This window comes from Megasphaera sp. AM44-1BH, from assembly GCF_003467125.1.
Lineage (GTDB): Bacteria > Bacillota > Negativicutes > Veillonellales > Megasphaeraceae > Megasphaera.
Map to the genome: position 1 here is coordinate 49342 of NZ_QSFA01000009.1, position 13925 is coordinate 63266.

Genomic DNA, 13925 nt, shown 5'->3' on the forward strand with positions numbered 1-13925 from the left:
GAACTGCGGCCTGCGAACTGCGCCTATCGCTTCTTCACATCGGGCCGCTTGATTTTACGCCGGTATCTGCGCTTAGGCATATCACTGTCCTGCAGCTCTTTGGGCAGCGTATCGTCCTGGCTCATATCGGCCAGTTTCTGCCGCAATTGCCCCAGACGGTCCCGCAATTCCGCCGCCTTTTCGAATTCCAGATTCTTGGCGGCCTGCTTCATCTGCAGCGTTACGGTCTGAATGACCTTGTGGAGAGCCTCCCGGGTCAGCGGTTTATCCGTACTACTGCTGTACTCTTTCTGGTCCTCTGCTACTTTCGTCAGTTCAATCAGATTGACGACATCTTTTTTGACCGATTTAGGGATAATATGGTGTGCCTTATTATAGGCATCCTGTACTTTGCGGCGCCGTTTCGTTTCATCTATAGCGCGGGCCATGGAATCGGTAATCGTATCGGCATACATGATGACCTTGCCATGGACATTACGGGCAGCCCGGCCCATGGTCTGGATAAGAGCCGTATCGGACCGCAGGAACCCTTCTTTGTCGGCATCGAGAATAGCTACCAGCGAAACTTCCGGCATATCCAGTCCTTCGCGCAGCAGGTTGATGCCGACCAGGACATCGAACACACCGGCCCGCAGGTCCCGGATGATATCGGCCCGTTCGATAGTGGCAATATCGGAGTGGAGATAGCGCACGAGGACTCCCATTTCTTTCAGATAGTCTGTCAGGTCCTCTGCCATCTTTTTCGTCAGCGTCGTGACCAGCACCCGTTCATGACGGTCACGGCGTTTGCGTATTTCTCCCAGGAGATCATCCATCTGCCCGGCAATAGGGCGGACTTCTACTTCCGGATCGAGCAGCCCTGTCGGCCGGATAATCTGCTGGGCCAGATTGGTCTGCACTTCCATTTCATAATCGCCCGGTGTGGCACTGACAAAAATAATCTGATTGATCCGTTCGGTAAATTCATCGAACGTCAGAGGCCGGTTATCCAGAGCCGATGGCAGACGGAATCCATATTCGATAAGAGACTGTTTGCGTGAACGGTCTCCAGCATACATGGCCCGCAGCTGCGGCAGCGTCACGTGTGATTCATCGACCATGATAAGAAAATCATCAGGGAAATAATCAAGCAGCGTATACGGTGCCTGACCGGCTTTACGTCCCGCCAGATGACGGGAATAGTTTTCAATCCCTGAGCAATATCCCATTTCCTCCATCATTTCCATATCGTACCGGGTCCGCTGTTCCAGCCGCTGGGCTTCCAAGAGATGACCGCCATCTTTCAGCTCCCTGAGCCGTTCATCCAGCTCTTTCCGGATGGTTCCCAGGGCCCGTTCCATTTTATCCTTTGTCGTGACATAATGACTGGCCGGATAAATCGCCACGTGTTTTCGTTCGGCAATGACTTCTCCGGTCAGCACATCCACTTCGGTCAGTCTGTCAATTTCATCACCGAACATTTCAATGCGGATAACAGAATTATCGAACGCCGCTGGAAAGACTTCGATGGTATCACCATGAACGCGGAATGTTCCCCGTTCCAGGCTCACATCATTGCGCGTATACTGGATATCGACCAGCTTATGCAGGATTTCTTCCTGGGACTTTTCCTGACCGAGGCGCAGAGAAACGACGAGTTCGCTGTAATCTTCCGGGTCACCCAGGCCATAGATGCAGGACACGGATGCAACGATAATGACGTCGCGCCGTTCAAAGAGGCTCATCGTAGCTGAATGGCGCAGTTTATCGATTTCATCGTTGATAGACGCATCTTTTTCAATATACGTATCGGTCGAAGCAATATACGCTTCCGGTTGATAGTAATCATAGTAACTGACAAAGTAAGCCACTTCGTTATCAGGGAAGAACGCCTTGAATTCACTGCAAAGCTGGGCAGCCAGGGTCTTGTTGTGGGCAATGACCAGCGTCGGTTTCTGCACGGCTTCAATGACCTTGGCCATGGTGAACGTCTTGCCCGTCCCCGTGGCCCCGAGCAGGACCTGCGCCCACTGACCGGACTTTACCCCTTCAGCCAGTGATGCGATGGCTTCCGGCTGGTCTCCCATCGGTTCGTACGGCGCAACGACCCGGAACGGATGAGACGTATCATAATCTTTATTTAAATGCGATTGTATATCCATATCAGACCTCGAATCAGAACAAAGGAATAGCAATTTTCCGTTATCCCAGTATAGCATATTGGCGAACATATGTACAGAAAAAGGAGGCTGCACACCAGGACAGTCTCCTTGATGATATGGGGGCAACCAATGCCGCCCATCTCTTTATGACCGTATCTGTTTTTTTATTTGTCGCACATTGTATACTAATGCCGCTGTCGTAACGATGAACGCCACTCCGTCACTGACGGCCCCTGCCAGCCAGATGCCATCCAGCCCCAGGAAGGAAGAAAACAGATAGACACAGGGAATGAGGAAAAATACCTGGCGGTTGATTGTAAAGAACAGGGAAAACAGCGGTTTGTTCACGGCCTGGAAATAATTTCCTGCTATGATGGAAGAACCGACGACGGGCGTCATCACCAGATATATGCGCATGGCTCTCGTCCCGACGCGGAGCAGGTCCGGTGAATCGTTAAAAATACGTATGATTTCCTGGGGAAACACCTCGGCGATGATAAATCCCAGAACGCTGACCCCCGTTGCCGCCAACAGAGCCAGCCGGAGTGTATGGAGGACGCGGTCGTACTTTCTGGCACCAAAATTGAATCCCAATATAGGCTGGGCTCCCATGCTGATGCCGACAACGGGCATAAAAATGAGCATCATGAGCCGGTTGATGATGCCATAGGCAGCCACGGCCGTCACGCCTCCATAAAACTGGATTTTCACATTGAACACGACCATGACAGCCGTAGCGGCCAGCTGCATCATAAAGGGGGAACAACCTATTTTGACAATATCGAGTATACTATGCAGCCGGGGACGCAGATACTTCCACTGCAGCTTCAGCACAGCCGGGCCCCAGATAAAATACCAGGCAACCCAGAGTGCCGCTACGGCCTGTGCCAGTACCGTTGCCAGCGCCGATCCGCTGATTCCCCACTGGAAGGTGAACACAAATAAGTAATTCAGAATGACATTAATGATACCGGCGATAATCTGTGTCTCCAGCGCCGTCCTGGGATCTCCCTGGGCGCGGATGACATTATTGATGCCAAAGCCGATGTGCTGGAACACACTGCCCAGGAGAATGATGCTGATGAAATCATGGGCATAGGGCAGGACGGCCGGATCGACGCCCATAAAATCGCGGAGCAGCGGATCGAGATACCACAGGAACACGCCTGTCGTTATGACCATGATGGCAAACATCAGGGTAAAAGCATTGCCCAGTATGCCTTCTGCCCGGTCCGTCCGCCCCTGTCCCAGACGGATAGAAATGATATTGGCTGAACCGACACCGATGAGCATACCGAACGCCATGAGCAGAGTCTGGACAGGAAAAGCTACGGTAACGGCCGTCAGTGCCAGCTCGCCAATGCCCTGACCGACGAAAATACTGTCTACTACATTGTACAGTGCCGTAATGACCGTACCGGTAATAGCTGGGACAGAAAACTTCCAGAGCAGCCTGCTGACCGGCTGAGTCCCTAAAAATGATGCATCTCTCATCTATCCTGATCTCCTAATCTGAAATTCTCACTATATATTCTATAGTATATCACAGCCTTTGATACGGCTGCGACGATATATCCGGCAAAAAAACGGGAACTGCCATCACTTCTATGATGACAATTCCCGTTCTATTCCAATAGGGTTACCCTGAATGTTTTTTCTCCTGCTCAGCGATTCAGTACGCCCGTTCCCGGTCCTTCCACGTTTGTATCGTCTTCAATGCAATCTTTTACCAGGTCGTTGACAATGGTCCCGGCAATAATCAGCCCTGCCACCGATGGCACAAAGGAGATGCTGCCTGGCACGGAACGGCGGAAATCACAGCTGTGAGAACTACCGGGCGGACAGATGCAGTTGGCACCACAGCCGCTCTGCCGGCGTTTCAATGGCTGTTCCTTCGAATAGACGACTTTTAATTTCTTTATATGACGTTTCTTCAATTCACGGCGCATAACACGGGCCAGAGGATCAACGCTGGTCTTGTAAATATCAGCTACTTCAAACTTCGTCGGGTCCAGCTTGTTACCGGCGCCCATGCAGCTGATAATGGGGATATGTCTCTTATCTGCTTCCACGACGAGGGCGATTTTACCGGTCATCGTATCAATAGCATCGACGATATAATCGTAGTGCTGCTGGAAAAATTTGTCCGCTACATCAGGCATAAAAAATTCTTCTATCGTATCGACAACAGCCTGGGGATTGATATCCAGAATCCGCTGCTTCATCATTTCCGTCTTCTTTTTGCCCACCGTCTTCGATGTCGCATGAATCTGCCGGTTGATATTGGTCAGACAGACCAGGTCATTATCGACGAGGACAAAATGACCGATACCGGACCGGGCCAGCCCTTCGGCCACATAGGAACCGACACCGCCAATCCCAAAAATAGCTACCGTCGTCTGTGCCAGCTTTTCCATGGCAGCATGGCCCAGCAATAATTCAGTTCTGGAAAAACGTCCCAACATAATACCATGTTCCTTTCTATCTCTATAGTGACAGATAATTATAGCATACTTTTTTTCTAGTATCCAGTTCTAATTGGATATTCTGCCATACCTTATGAGCCACATATGATATTGTTTTAATAGACAACAGATGAAAATGTCCCCACAATGATGTGACCCCAAAAAGTTAGACCTTGGTAACGAGATAGTTTTACTGTCTCGTTGCCGTTTTATGCTACCATCAAGCAAACCCTGTATGGGACAGGCCTTTTCACGGACCAACCGTCTCAATACTGTTGGCCTCCCTGCGGGAGTTCTATGTACAGCATCTACAGAAGCTTCTGGAACGATAAAACCTGATCTGGAATAAAAAAAACAGGAAATCCATAGGATTTCCTGTTTTCTGCATAGGTTGTTGTAATCCAGATATATTGTCTATTATTTGGAGTACAATTCGACGATCAGTGTTTCGTTGATTTCGATTGGGAGTTCGTCACGTTCCGGCATGCGGGTAAGGGTACCAGCAAAGTTGTCGAAATCTTTGTCGATGTAAGCTACATCGAAAGTCTTGAGTTCCTGGAAGGACTTCTTGAACATTTCGTTCGAACGGGAAGATTCTTTCAGGGAAACGACGGAACCAACGTTTACGCGGGCGGACGGAATGTCGCAGCGTTTGCCATCGACGAGGATATGGCCATGGTTGACCATCTGACGTGCCTGGCGGATGGAATTAGCAAAACCGATACGATAAACGATGTTATCAAGACGGCATTCCAGCAGTTTCAGCATGTTTTCGCCAGTAACGCCTTCCATCTTCTTGGCTCTATCATAATACCGGACAAACTGACGTTCCAGCAGGTTGTAATATGCACGGAGCTTCTGTTTTTCCAGTAACTGTGTACCATATTCAGACATTTTCTTCTGACGCTGTTCTTTTTTGACGCGTTTTAATGCCTTAGGATGTCCGTACACATTCAGTCCGAACCGGCGACATTCTTTAAAACGCGGGTCTCTCCTCGTTGCCATTTTCTACATCACCTCATAGTTTAAAATAAAATAGGCTGCACACAATGCAGTGATAATATTTTACCATGAAAGGCCGTTTCTGTCAAATTCCATTACAGCCGGATTTCTACTATCTGACCGTTGCGGATGGTCGCGCTCTTCCGGAACCGCTGCATATACTCGCGGGGCAAAAGGTCCGGTTCCTGCATGACCAGCAGCAGATTACGCATAAACTGGGCATGGCTGAAAACGACGATAAACGATTCGGGACGGCCGCGCAGCCGGTCTATGGTCTGGTGGATACGCTGCAGGAGATGCTGATACGATTCGGCATCATCGCCATCTACGTAGTCCGGATCCAGATGACGCCAATAGGCAATGACCCGTGGGCGGCGCTGGGCCGATGTCGTGCCGGTACAGGTACGGGGTGACAGATAGACAAATTCATGGACGCAATCCCATGTTTCCACGGGGACATCGGGATAGAGATGTATGAGCGGATCTGCCGTCTGCCGGGCTCTCAGGTACGGAGAGGTGACGATAAGCTGTGGTCTGGGTATAATGATACTGACGGCCCGGGCCTGCTCTTCCCCAAGCTGGGAGAGAGGGATGGTACGATGATCCCGGGTTGCTTCCCCTGCGTTGGCAGCACTTTCACCATGACGGACAAACCATATTTTTTTCAAGCCCTTTCCCTCCTAAAAAAAGGAGCTGTCCCGTAAGACAGCCCCTCTTGTCTTGTAATGCCGGAAGCTTTTGCCTCAGGCCTGTGCATTATGTGTCTAGATATCTGCTTTCCACAGGCCATGGAGGTTACAGTATGCATAGACCGTACCTGCATCCACAGCATGGAAATCCGCTTTGGGAGCTTCGCCCGGTTTCAGGTATTTGAACGTCAATTTGCCATCACATGCCAGGGCAATCCATTCGATATAGTGATTATCCAGCATAGGATGTTCAACCGAGCCTACGGTCACTTGCAGCATGGCTCCTTCTTTGGCAACAGCCGGCGTATGTTTTTCTGCCGATGCATCTACCGTATTGGCCACGAGATGAGTCATGGGCTGGCCGCAACAAACAAGATTCTTGCCACCGCCGTTTTTGATGACGGCAATGATGTTGCCACACAATTCACATTTATAAAATTCTACTGCCATGTTCATTCCTCCTTCTGGAAAAAAGCTTTGTTGACATGAAAAAATAAAATCATACTATTAGTATAGCATATTCAGTTCCCTTTTGTCTCCTGTCATATAGAGGAATATCCAAAGTGCATCGAATTTTATATTCCAGATTAGTACCAGCGTGTCATCGGCAGGTCGTTGTTCGTCCCCTTGGTAAAGAGCAGCTGATGAACATCGATATAGCCGATATAAAATGCTACAGCGCAGCCGCACAGGTACAGGTCCCACATGCGGACAAATTCAACACCCTTATCGGCAGCTACCTGGTCACGGACCTTCTGGAAATTGTGATACCAGCAGCTGAGCGTACGATAATAATGACGGCGCAGGCTTTCGACATCGAGAATCTGGAAATCGCCATCATAAGCCAGTTTCAGGATTTCATAGACTGTCGGCAGTGTGCCACCCGGGAAAATATACTTGCGCATCCAGGGATTGCTGTTTTTTTCATCACGGCCATCAATATAGTGAAGAAGGAATAATCCGCCTGGTTTCAAGATCTGATCGGCAATGGACATGTAGCGTTCGTACTGGGAACGCCCTACGTGTTCCAGCATGCCGACGCTGACCAGCCGGTCATACTTCATTCCCTTTTTCGGCAGGTCACGGTAATCCATGAGTTCAATATGGACCTGTCCTTCCAGCCCCAGCTTTTTGATGCGTTCCTGGCCCATAGCCCATTGTTCGTGGCTCAGGGTGCACCCATAGCCGGTTACACCGTATTTCTTTGCTGCTTCGATGAGCAGGAAGCCCCAGCCGCAGCCGATATCGAGGAGGCTCATGCCTTTTTCCAGGTGGAGTTTGGATAAAATATAGTCCACTTTATTCCGCTGTGCCTGTTCCAACGTATCATCATCGTTTTTAAAATAAGCACAGGAATAACTCAGGGTCGGATCGAGCCAGAGTTTATAGAAATCATTTCCCAGATCATAATGAGAGCATACTTCTTCGCGCTGCGTCGTTTTGTCTTCCGACGGATACAGAAGGCTGTTGACGGCAGACCGGTCGAGAGAAAACTGGTCGATCTGTTTGAGGATGCATTTTAAGACGACAAACAAATCCCCTTCTACTTCGATATCGCCTCTCATGTAAGCTTCGCCCAGAGCCAGCGAGGTAGACGTAAGGAGTGCTTTTTTAGGGATATCCTTATGTACCAGTACGCGGAACAGGGGCTCCCCTGTCCCTATGGTATAGGTATGTCCGTGAAGTACTACATCAAAACAATACTTATCAAACCGCTGCAGGTAATAAATGAGGAAATTATCCATAATATGCATGACTAAACACCTTCCATTCTCATCATAATTATTTATAATGAACCTAGTCCGTCCATGCACCCCGGCAGACTACGTTTTCCAAAACCATCATAGTCGTAACGGCTCCTACACCACCCGGCACGGGAGTCAGTGCCCCTGCTACCTGGGAGACGCCGGCAAAATCCACGTCCCCTACGGTTTTGCCATCGACGCGGTTAATCCCTACATCGATGACGACGGCCCCGGGTTTGACCATATCAGCCGTTATGAGCCCCGGCGCCCCGGCAGCACTGATCAGGACATCGGCCCGCCGTGCTGCGGCTTTCAGATCATGGGTACGGGTATGGCAATGAGTAACGGTCGCATTGCGGTTCAGGCACAGCTGGGCCAGTGGTTTGCCGACGACATTGCTCCTGCCAATGATGACGACATCTTTCCCCGTGAGTGAAATGTGATAATAATCCAGGATAGCCATGACAGCACGGGGCGTGCAGGGCACAAAACCGGACCTCCCGGAAAACAGACGGGCAATATTCGTATCAGTCAGGCCGTCTACATCTTTATCGGGACTGATACAGTTGATGATCCGTGTAGCGTTGAGGTGATGCGGCAGGGGCATCATCATGAGAATACCAAAAATATATTTCTGCTCATTGAAATGCTCGAGCATGGAAATGATATCCCGTTCGCTTACCGATTCAGACAAGCGGTAAATTTCAGCAGAAAGACCTACACTGCGGGATACGCGCTGCATAGAAGACGCATACATAGCCGACGGCTTGTCCTGACCGGCCAGTACGATGGCCAGTTCCGGCCGGATATGCTGTTCCTGGAAATCAAAAATCCGGCTTTCTACCCGCTCACGGTGAAAGGCCGCCACGGCCTTGCCATCTAACAATAACACAAAAATTCCCCCTTTTAGCGCAGGAATGTCACATGGACATCATCGCCATCCCTGACATATGTGCCAGCTTTCGGACTCTGGTATACGGCGCGTCCGGCCCCGTTCGGCACGAAGCCAAGGCCTGCTTTATCCAGCCAGTCATTGACTTCCCGGTTATCCCAGCCGATAAAGGACGGCATGAGAATGCCGTCTTCACTGCGGTGGATGTCCGGTATGCTGTGCTGCCCCTTTATGTCTTGTTTTCGACGTGGCAGCAGATTTTCCTGCCCGTGAGATGGACGAATTCCCTTAAATCGCACAATTTCTTCCATAATCTCTTTGAATACCGGTGCCGCTACCTGGGCGCCATAATAGACGCCCGATGGATTATCGACGACGATGAGGACGACAAACTGTGGATCTTCCAATGGCCCGAAGCCGACAAAAGAGCCAATATACTGCCCCTCGGCATAGCCAGTCCCCTCTGCATTGAGCCGCTGGGCCGTCCCCGTCTTGCCGCAGAAATCGTAGCCGGCAACGCGGGCATTCTGGCCACCACCGGAAGAAATTTCTTCCGCCATGATTTTACTGATAGTCTTGCTCACCTCAGCTGATACAGGCTGTCCCACTTCGGTCGGTTCGGCCTTTTTATAAATGGAACCATCAGGATTATCGATTTCCTTGATGACATAGGGTTTCATCATATGGCCGCCATTGGCGATGGCTCCGAATGCCTGGACCATCTGGAGCGGCGTAACCGCATTGCCCTGACCGATTCCCATAATCGCTTCGTCGATATGGCTCATAGAGGAAGCATCAAAAAGAATGCCAGCCCCTTCACCGGGCAGTTCAATTCCCGTCGGCTGGCCGAAGCCAAAACGCCGGGCGTATTCCGTTTCTATCCGGCCGCCCATCTGCATGCCGATATAGGCCATGCCGGTATTGATGGAAAACTTCAATATTTCCTTGATGGTGACATTGCCCATGCCGGCATTATCCCAGTTATGGATGGTCCGGTCATCGACGTCGATGTAGCCTACGTCGTGATACACGCGGTTGATATCCCATTTCCCGGAATCCAGGGCTGAAGCTGCCATAATCGGCTTGAATGTCGATCCCGGTTCATACAGGTTCACTACGGCCCGGTTCTTATACGCTTCCGCATTCCCCTTGCCGTATTCATTGGGGTCAAAATTAGGGCGGCTGCCCATGGCCAGGATTTCCCCGGTCTTAGGATTCATGACAATAATGGCGGCTCCTGACGGATGGTTGCGCTGCATGATGCCGTCCAGCCCTTTTTCCACGACGTATTGGATGGTGCTATCAATGGTCAGCTGGACAGAACGTTCCTGATCCGGCAGTATTTTTTCCAATGCCGATTCGAGAATAGGAATGTTATTACGGTCTGTCGTAATATGGAATTTCTGCACATCCCCTTTTATTTCTTTATCGAGGACCATTTCAATGCCATCCAGGCCCTGGTCGTTTTCGCCGACAAAGCCGATGAGCTGGGCCGCCATCTTGCCATTGGGATAGTAACGGTGATTTTCATCATTAAACCGCAGCCCCTGCAGCTTTTCATCTTTAATCACCTGCTGCAGGGCTTCGTAGCGGTCATGATCCATGGTCCGTTCCAGCCAGACAAAGGCCGTATCCCGCTGGAGCCGTTCCTGTATCTCGCTTTCCTTGATTTTCAGATACGGTGCGAGGAGATGCGCCATTTCGCTGGGAGTGCGGTTGATCATAGTGGGATCGGCGTACAGGGATTTCGCCATTTCACTGATAGCCAGCACCCGGCCGTCCCGGTCCAGGATGGTGCCCCGCGGAGACTGGATTTTCCGGCTTTCTTCCGTCTGGGCATCGGCCCGCCGTGACAGGCTGGGTCCCCGCACGACCTGCAGCCAGAACAGCCGGCCAAAAACGACGGCACATACGGCGAACATGACGACGATGCAGGAAGCAATGCGCCGTTTCATGAATTGTTGTCTTTTTTTATCCTCTGTATTCATCGCGTTTCCGCCTCTTCATGGCGTTTCAGCCATTTTTCTGCCGCATCGAGCAGTACATCCGGATCATTTTCCAGCTGTTTGTTCTGGACCCGTTTCAGTAGATTGCGCAGACAGTCCCCCGTCCGGCGTCCGCAGGCATCGGGGAGGCGGCGGTCATACTGCAGATCTTTCGTACTGACCGGCATCTCCCGGGCCAGTTCTTCCATAAAGGCTCCAAATGACTCGGTACCACTCGTATCAGTGTGTTCATGACCGCATCCCCATATGTCGCCTACAGCCAGAGCCGTCGCCTGCCGGATGGCTTCTGCCAGCTCTTCACTGCGCCGGAACGGACCATACAGGGCTTCCCGGCGCAGCCATTTGTTGATATCTCCTTCGCCTGTATTGGCAAAGTAATGGAATTTCATGTGAGTCCGGACCAGCCACGCTATGCGCCGGACAAAAGCCGGGTTCTTATGCCACCGTGTCAGGATGTCTGCAGCCATGCCGGCGCCTTTATCGTCGTGTCCATAGTCAGTCAGCCTGCCTTTGTGGACGCCGCGGATTCCCGGCATCCCCTTGGCCACATCATGAAACAGGGCGGCATAGCGGATGACCAGATCTTGTGGCGTATGGGCAATGACGGCCAGCGTATGGAACCAGGCATCAAACGCATGGAACGGCAGTGACTGCGGCGTATCCGGCAGATGGGCCAATTCCGGCAGAATGGGGATTTCGTGATAGACGCCATTTTCTTTCTGCCGGCAGCTGCACTGGCCGAGACCGCTGCGTACGAGGACGTCGAGGCCTTTATAGGCTGCCGGCATTACCATGAGCCGGTCTATTTCAGAAACCACCCGTTCCAGTGACAGCCCCGGTACGCGGTCATATGCCGATGGCATAGCACGCAGCAGTTCTTTCACGGGCAGGAAATCGAGCTGTCCCGTAAACCGGCAGGCCCGGAACAGGCGGAGAGCATCTTCCGCAAAGCGGCGCCGCGGGTCGCCTACAGTGACCAGGCGTTTTTTCTTTATATCTTTCTGGCCACCTGTATAATCATAAATCTGCCCTTCCGCATCCATGGCCAGGGCATTGGCGGTAAAATCGCGGCGCATCACGTCTTCCCGCAGTGTGGAAGCATACCAGACTTCTTCCGGCCTGTGACTGTCCGTTCCGTACCGTTCTCCCCGGAATGTCGCCGTCTCGATGGTCATCCCATCGACGACGAGGACAACGATGCCGAAGGCTTCTCCGTTGATTTCTACGGTATGCCAGTGTTCCTTTTCTGCCAGGGCCCGGATTTCTTCCGGACGCGCCGACGTCGTCACATCATAATCATGAGGCTGCCGCTGCATCAACAGGTCCCGTACGGCCCCGCCGACGATATACGCTTCAAAACCGGCGTCATGGAAAGCGCGCAGGACGCGCCGTACAATTGGATTCAACAGATACACCTCATTTTCTACACCAACAGGATGTCAGGCCCATCGTTTTGCACTGAATCCTGTAATATATTAACAGAATACTTAATTATACTATGACAGGTCATCAAATTACAAGTTATCCTCCACCCACAACGGGAAAAAATACCATACATCGTCTTGTATTGTTGTTTAAATATGCTATACTATAGAAAAATTATACTTCAGGAGGCCATCTCATGTCGCTGGATATAAAAGCATTCGTCGAAACACAATTTCCCCTGCTCGTCGAAATCCGTCGTCATTGTCACGAATACCCGGAACTTTCCTGGCAGGAAACAAAAACGCTGGCATATATTGCTGAAAAGCTGGACAGCTGGCATATTCCCTTCCAGTCCATCGAAAAAGGGGGCATCGCCGCTATCCTGGAAAGCGGCCGGCCCGGTCCTACGTTGCTGCTCCGGGCAGATATAGACGCCCTGCCCGTGCAGGAAGGGCCAAAGAATCTCTCTCAGAAAAGGATGTGTATCTCCCGCGTTCCCGGCGTTATGCATGCCTGTGGTCACGACGGTCATATAGCCATGCTCCTGGTCGCAGCAAAGATACTGCATGAATGGAAAGATACCTGGTCCGGCACCATCATCTGTCTGTTCGAACAAGGAGAGGAAGATTCCCACGCTATGGAATATATCGTTCCCTGGCTGGAAACAAAGAGCAGCTATCACATCGATGGATGCTATGCCACGCATCTGCGCTGGGATATCCCGACCGGTAAAATCGCCATCTGCTCCGATGCTCCTATGGCAGGGGGATTCCGTTTTGACATTACCATCCACGGTCAGGGAGGCCATGGATCCCGTCCGGACCTGTGCCACAGTCCCATCGACTGCTTTTCTGCCTTCAATCAGGAATTGCAGGGCCTGCGTCTCCGTACCGTTCCGCCCCGCCAGTGTCTGGCCGTCTCTATCGGCAGCCTCCACAGCGGAGAATTACAAAACGTCGTTCCACAGGACCTGACTTTTGGCGGTACGTGCCGCTATTTCGATTATGATCAGGCTGGCAAGCCCTTTTATGATGAATTTTATCATCTGCTGGACCATACCTGTGCCAGTCATCATTGCAGCTGGACCAGCGGGCCTGTCCCCAAACCGTTATATGAAGTCCACAACGACCCTACTTGTGCGGCCCTGGCAGAAAAGGCCATCACGGCCTCTCTGGGAGAGGATGTCCTCACGACATGCGACCCCTGGATGGCTTCGGAAACATTCGCCATCCTCACACGGCTTTATCCGGGAGTCCTCACCTTTACGGGCATTGCCAATCCGTCAAAAGGCACGGGCGGCAACCACCATACGCCGGAATTCGACCTCGATGAAGACTCTCTCGTCTACGGCACGACAGCCTGTATATCCTATGCATTGGCATTTTTGAAAGAAAAGCCACAAACATCATTCATACGCACAGATGAACCGTTAGATACACTGGCCGCGCGAAATGTATGACACGCATATTGTCTATCGTAAAAATACAATTGCATTCTGGTACATTATATTGTAGAATAATGGCGGTTGCGACAAGGCAGCTGTTATTATTTATATATATG

General features: G+C 51.2%; 11 protein-coding genes. 1 reads left to right on the forward strand and 10 read right to left on the reverse strand.

The genetic code is table 11. The annotated features are described in order from the left end of the window. Positions 1-23 precede the first annotated feature (23 nt). The 10 genes from uvrB to DW949_RS07495 all read right to left on the reverse strand — a co-directional run bounded on the left by uvrB (position 24) and on the right by DW949_RS07495 (position 12346). Positions 24-2141 (reverse strand): excinuclease ABC subunit UvrB, encoded by a 2118-nt coding sequence (uvrB, locus tag DW949_RS07450; RefSeq protein ID WP_118022656.1) that lies wholly within the window; start codon positions 2139-2141, stop codon positions 24-26. Between the two features lie 144 nt (positions 2142-2285). Beyond that, positions 2286-3635, reverse strand: a complete 1350-nt coding sequence (locus tag DW949_RS07455) for an MATE family efflux transporter (RefSeq protein WP_118022610.1) — start codon at positions 3633-3635, stop codon at positions 2286-2288. A gap of 170 nt (positions 3636-3805) precedes the next feature. Next, the gene (locus DW949_RS07460; protein WP_118022611.1) at positions 3806-4606 is read right to left on the reverse strand and encodes a ThiF family adenylyltransferase; all 801 of its coding nucleotides are present in this window, start codon (positions 4604-4606) and stop codon (positions 3806-3808) included. Between the two features lie 417 nt (positions 4607-5023). Continuing rightward, positions 5024-5611: a 30S ribosomal protein S4 gene (rpsD, locus tag DW949_RS07465; RefSeq protein WP_118022612.1), complete on the reverse strand. Its 588-nt coding sequence runs from the start codon at positions 5609-5611 to the stop codon at positions 5024-5026. A gap of 92 nt (positions 5612-5703) precedes the next feature. Then, the gene (locus DW949_RS07470; protein ID WP_118022613.1) at positions 5704-6276 is read right to left on the reverse strand and encodes a histidine phosphatase family protein; all 573 of its coding nucleotides are present in this window, start codon (positions 6274-6276) and stop codon (positions 5704-5706) included. Positions 6277-6372: 96 nt separating this feature from the next. Further along, entirely contained in the window at positions 6373-6747 is a 375-nt protein-coding gene (locus tag DW949_RS07475; protein ID WP_199595803.1) for a desulfoferrodoxin family protein, read from the reverse strand. A 137-nt stretch (positions 6748-6884) separates the two neighbouring features. Next, a complete protein-coding gene (locus tag DW949_RS07480) occupies positions 6885-8051 on the reverse strand; it encodes a cyclopropane-fatty-acyl-phospholipid synthase family protein (RefSeq protein ID WP_118022615.1) in 1167 nt (388 codons plus the stop codon). Positions 8052-8094: 43 nt separating this feature from the next. After that, on the reverse strand, positions 8095-8934 hold the full coding sequence (locus tag DW949_RS07485) for a bifunctional 5,10-methylenetetrahydrofolate dehydrogenase/5,10-methenyltetrahydrofolate cyclohydrolase (RefSeq protein ID WP_118022616.1): 840 nt from the start codon (positions 8932-8934) through the stop codon (positions 8095-8097). 14 nt (positions 8935-8948) lie between these two features. Then, positions 8949-10922, reverse strand: a complete 1974-nt coding sequence (locus tag DW949_RS07490; RefSeq protein WP_118022617.1) for a penicillin-binding protein — start codon at positions 10920-10922, stop codon at positions 8949-8951. After that, complete coding sequence (locus tag DW949_RS07495; RefSeq protein ID WP_118022618.1) at positions 10919-12346, reverse strand: CCA tRNA nucleotidyltransferase; 1428 nt, start codon at positions 12344-12346, stop codon at positions 10919-10921. Before DW949_RS07495 ends, DW949_RS07490 begins: the two co-directional genes overlap by 4 nt. A gap of 215 nt (positions 12347-12561) precedes the next feature. Between DW949_RS07495 and DW949_RS07500 the strand changes: the two genes are divergently transcribed. Next, on the forward strand, positions 12562-13824 hold the full coding sequence (locus DW949_RS07500) for a M20 family metallopeptidase (RefSeq protein WP_118022619.1): 1263 nt from the start codon (positions 12562-12564) through the stop codon (positions 13822-13824). Positions 13825-13925 lie beyond the last annotated feature (101 nt).

Excerpts from the sequence above, each read along its gene's own strand:
- DW949_RS07475 (WP_199595803.1), bottom strand. The coding sequence starts at position 6,747 with ATGGCAGTAGAATTTTATAAATGTGAATTGTGTGGCAACATCATTGCC.
- uvrB (WP_118022656.1), bottom strand. The coding sequence starts at position 2,141 with ATGGATATACAATCGCATTTAAATAAAGATTATGATACGTCTCATCCG.
- rpsD (WP_118022612.1), bottom strand. The coding sequence starts at position 5,611 with ATGGCAACGAGGAGAGACCCGCGTTTTAAAGAATGTCGCCGGTTCGGA.
- DW949_RS07490 (WP_118022617.1), bottom strand. The coding sequence starts at position 10,922 with ATGAATACAGAGGATAAAAAAAGACAACAATTCATGAAACGGCGCATT.
- DW949_RS07480 (WP_118022615.1), bottom strand. The coding sequence starts at position 8,051 with ATGCATATTATGGATAATTTCCTCATTTATTACCTGCAGCGGTTTGAT.
- DW949_RS07460 (WP_118022611.1), bottom strand. The coding sequence starts at position 4,606 with ATGTTGGGACGTTTTTCCAGAACTGAATTATTGCTGGGCCATGCTGCC.
- DW949_RS07500 (WP_118022619.1), top strand. The coding sequence starts at position 12,562 with ATGTCGCTGGATATAAAAGCATTCGTCGAAACACAATTTCCCCTGCTC.
- DW949_RS07455 (WP_118022610.1), bottom strand. The coding sequence starts at position 3,635 with ATGAGAGATGCATCATTTTTAGGGACTCAGCCGGTCAGCAGGCTGCTC.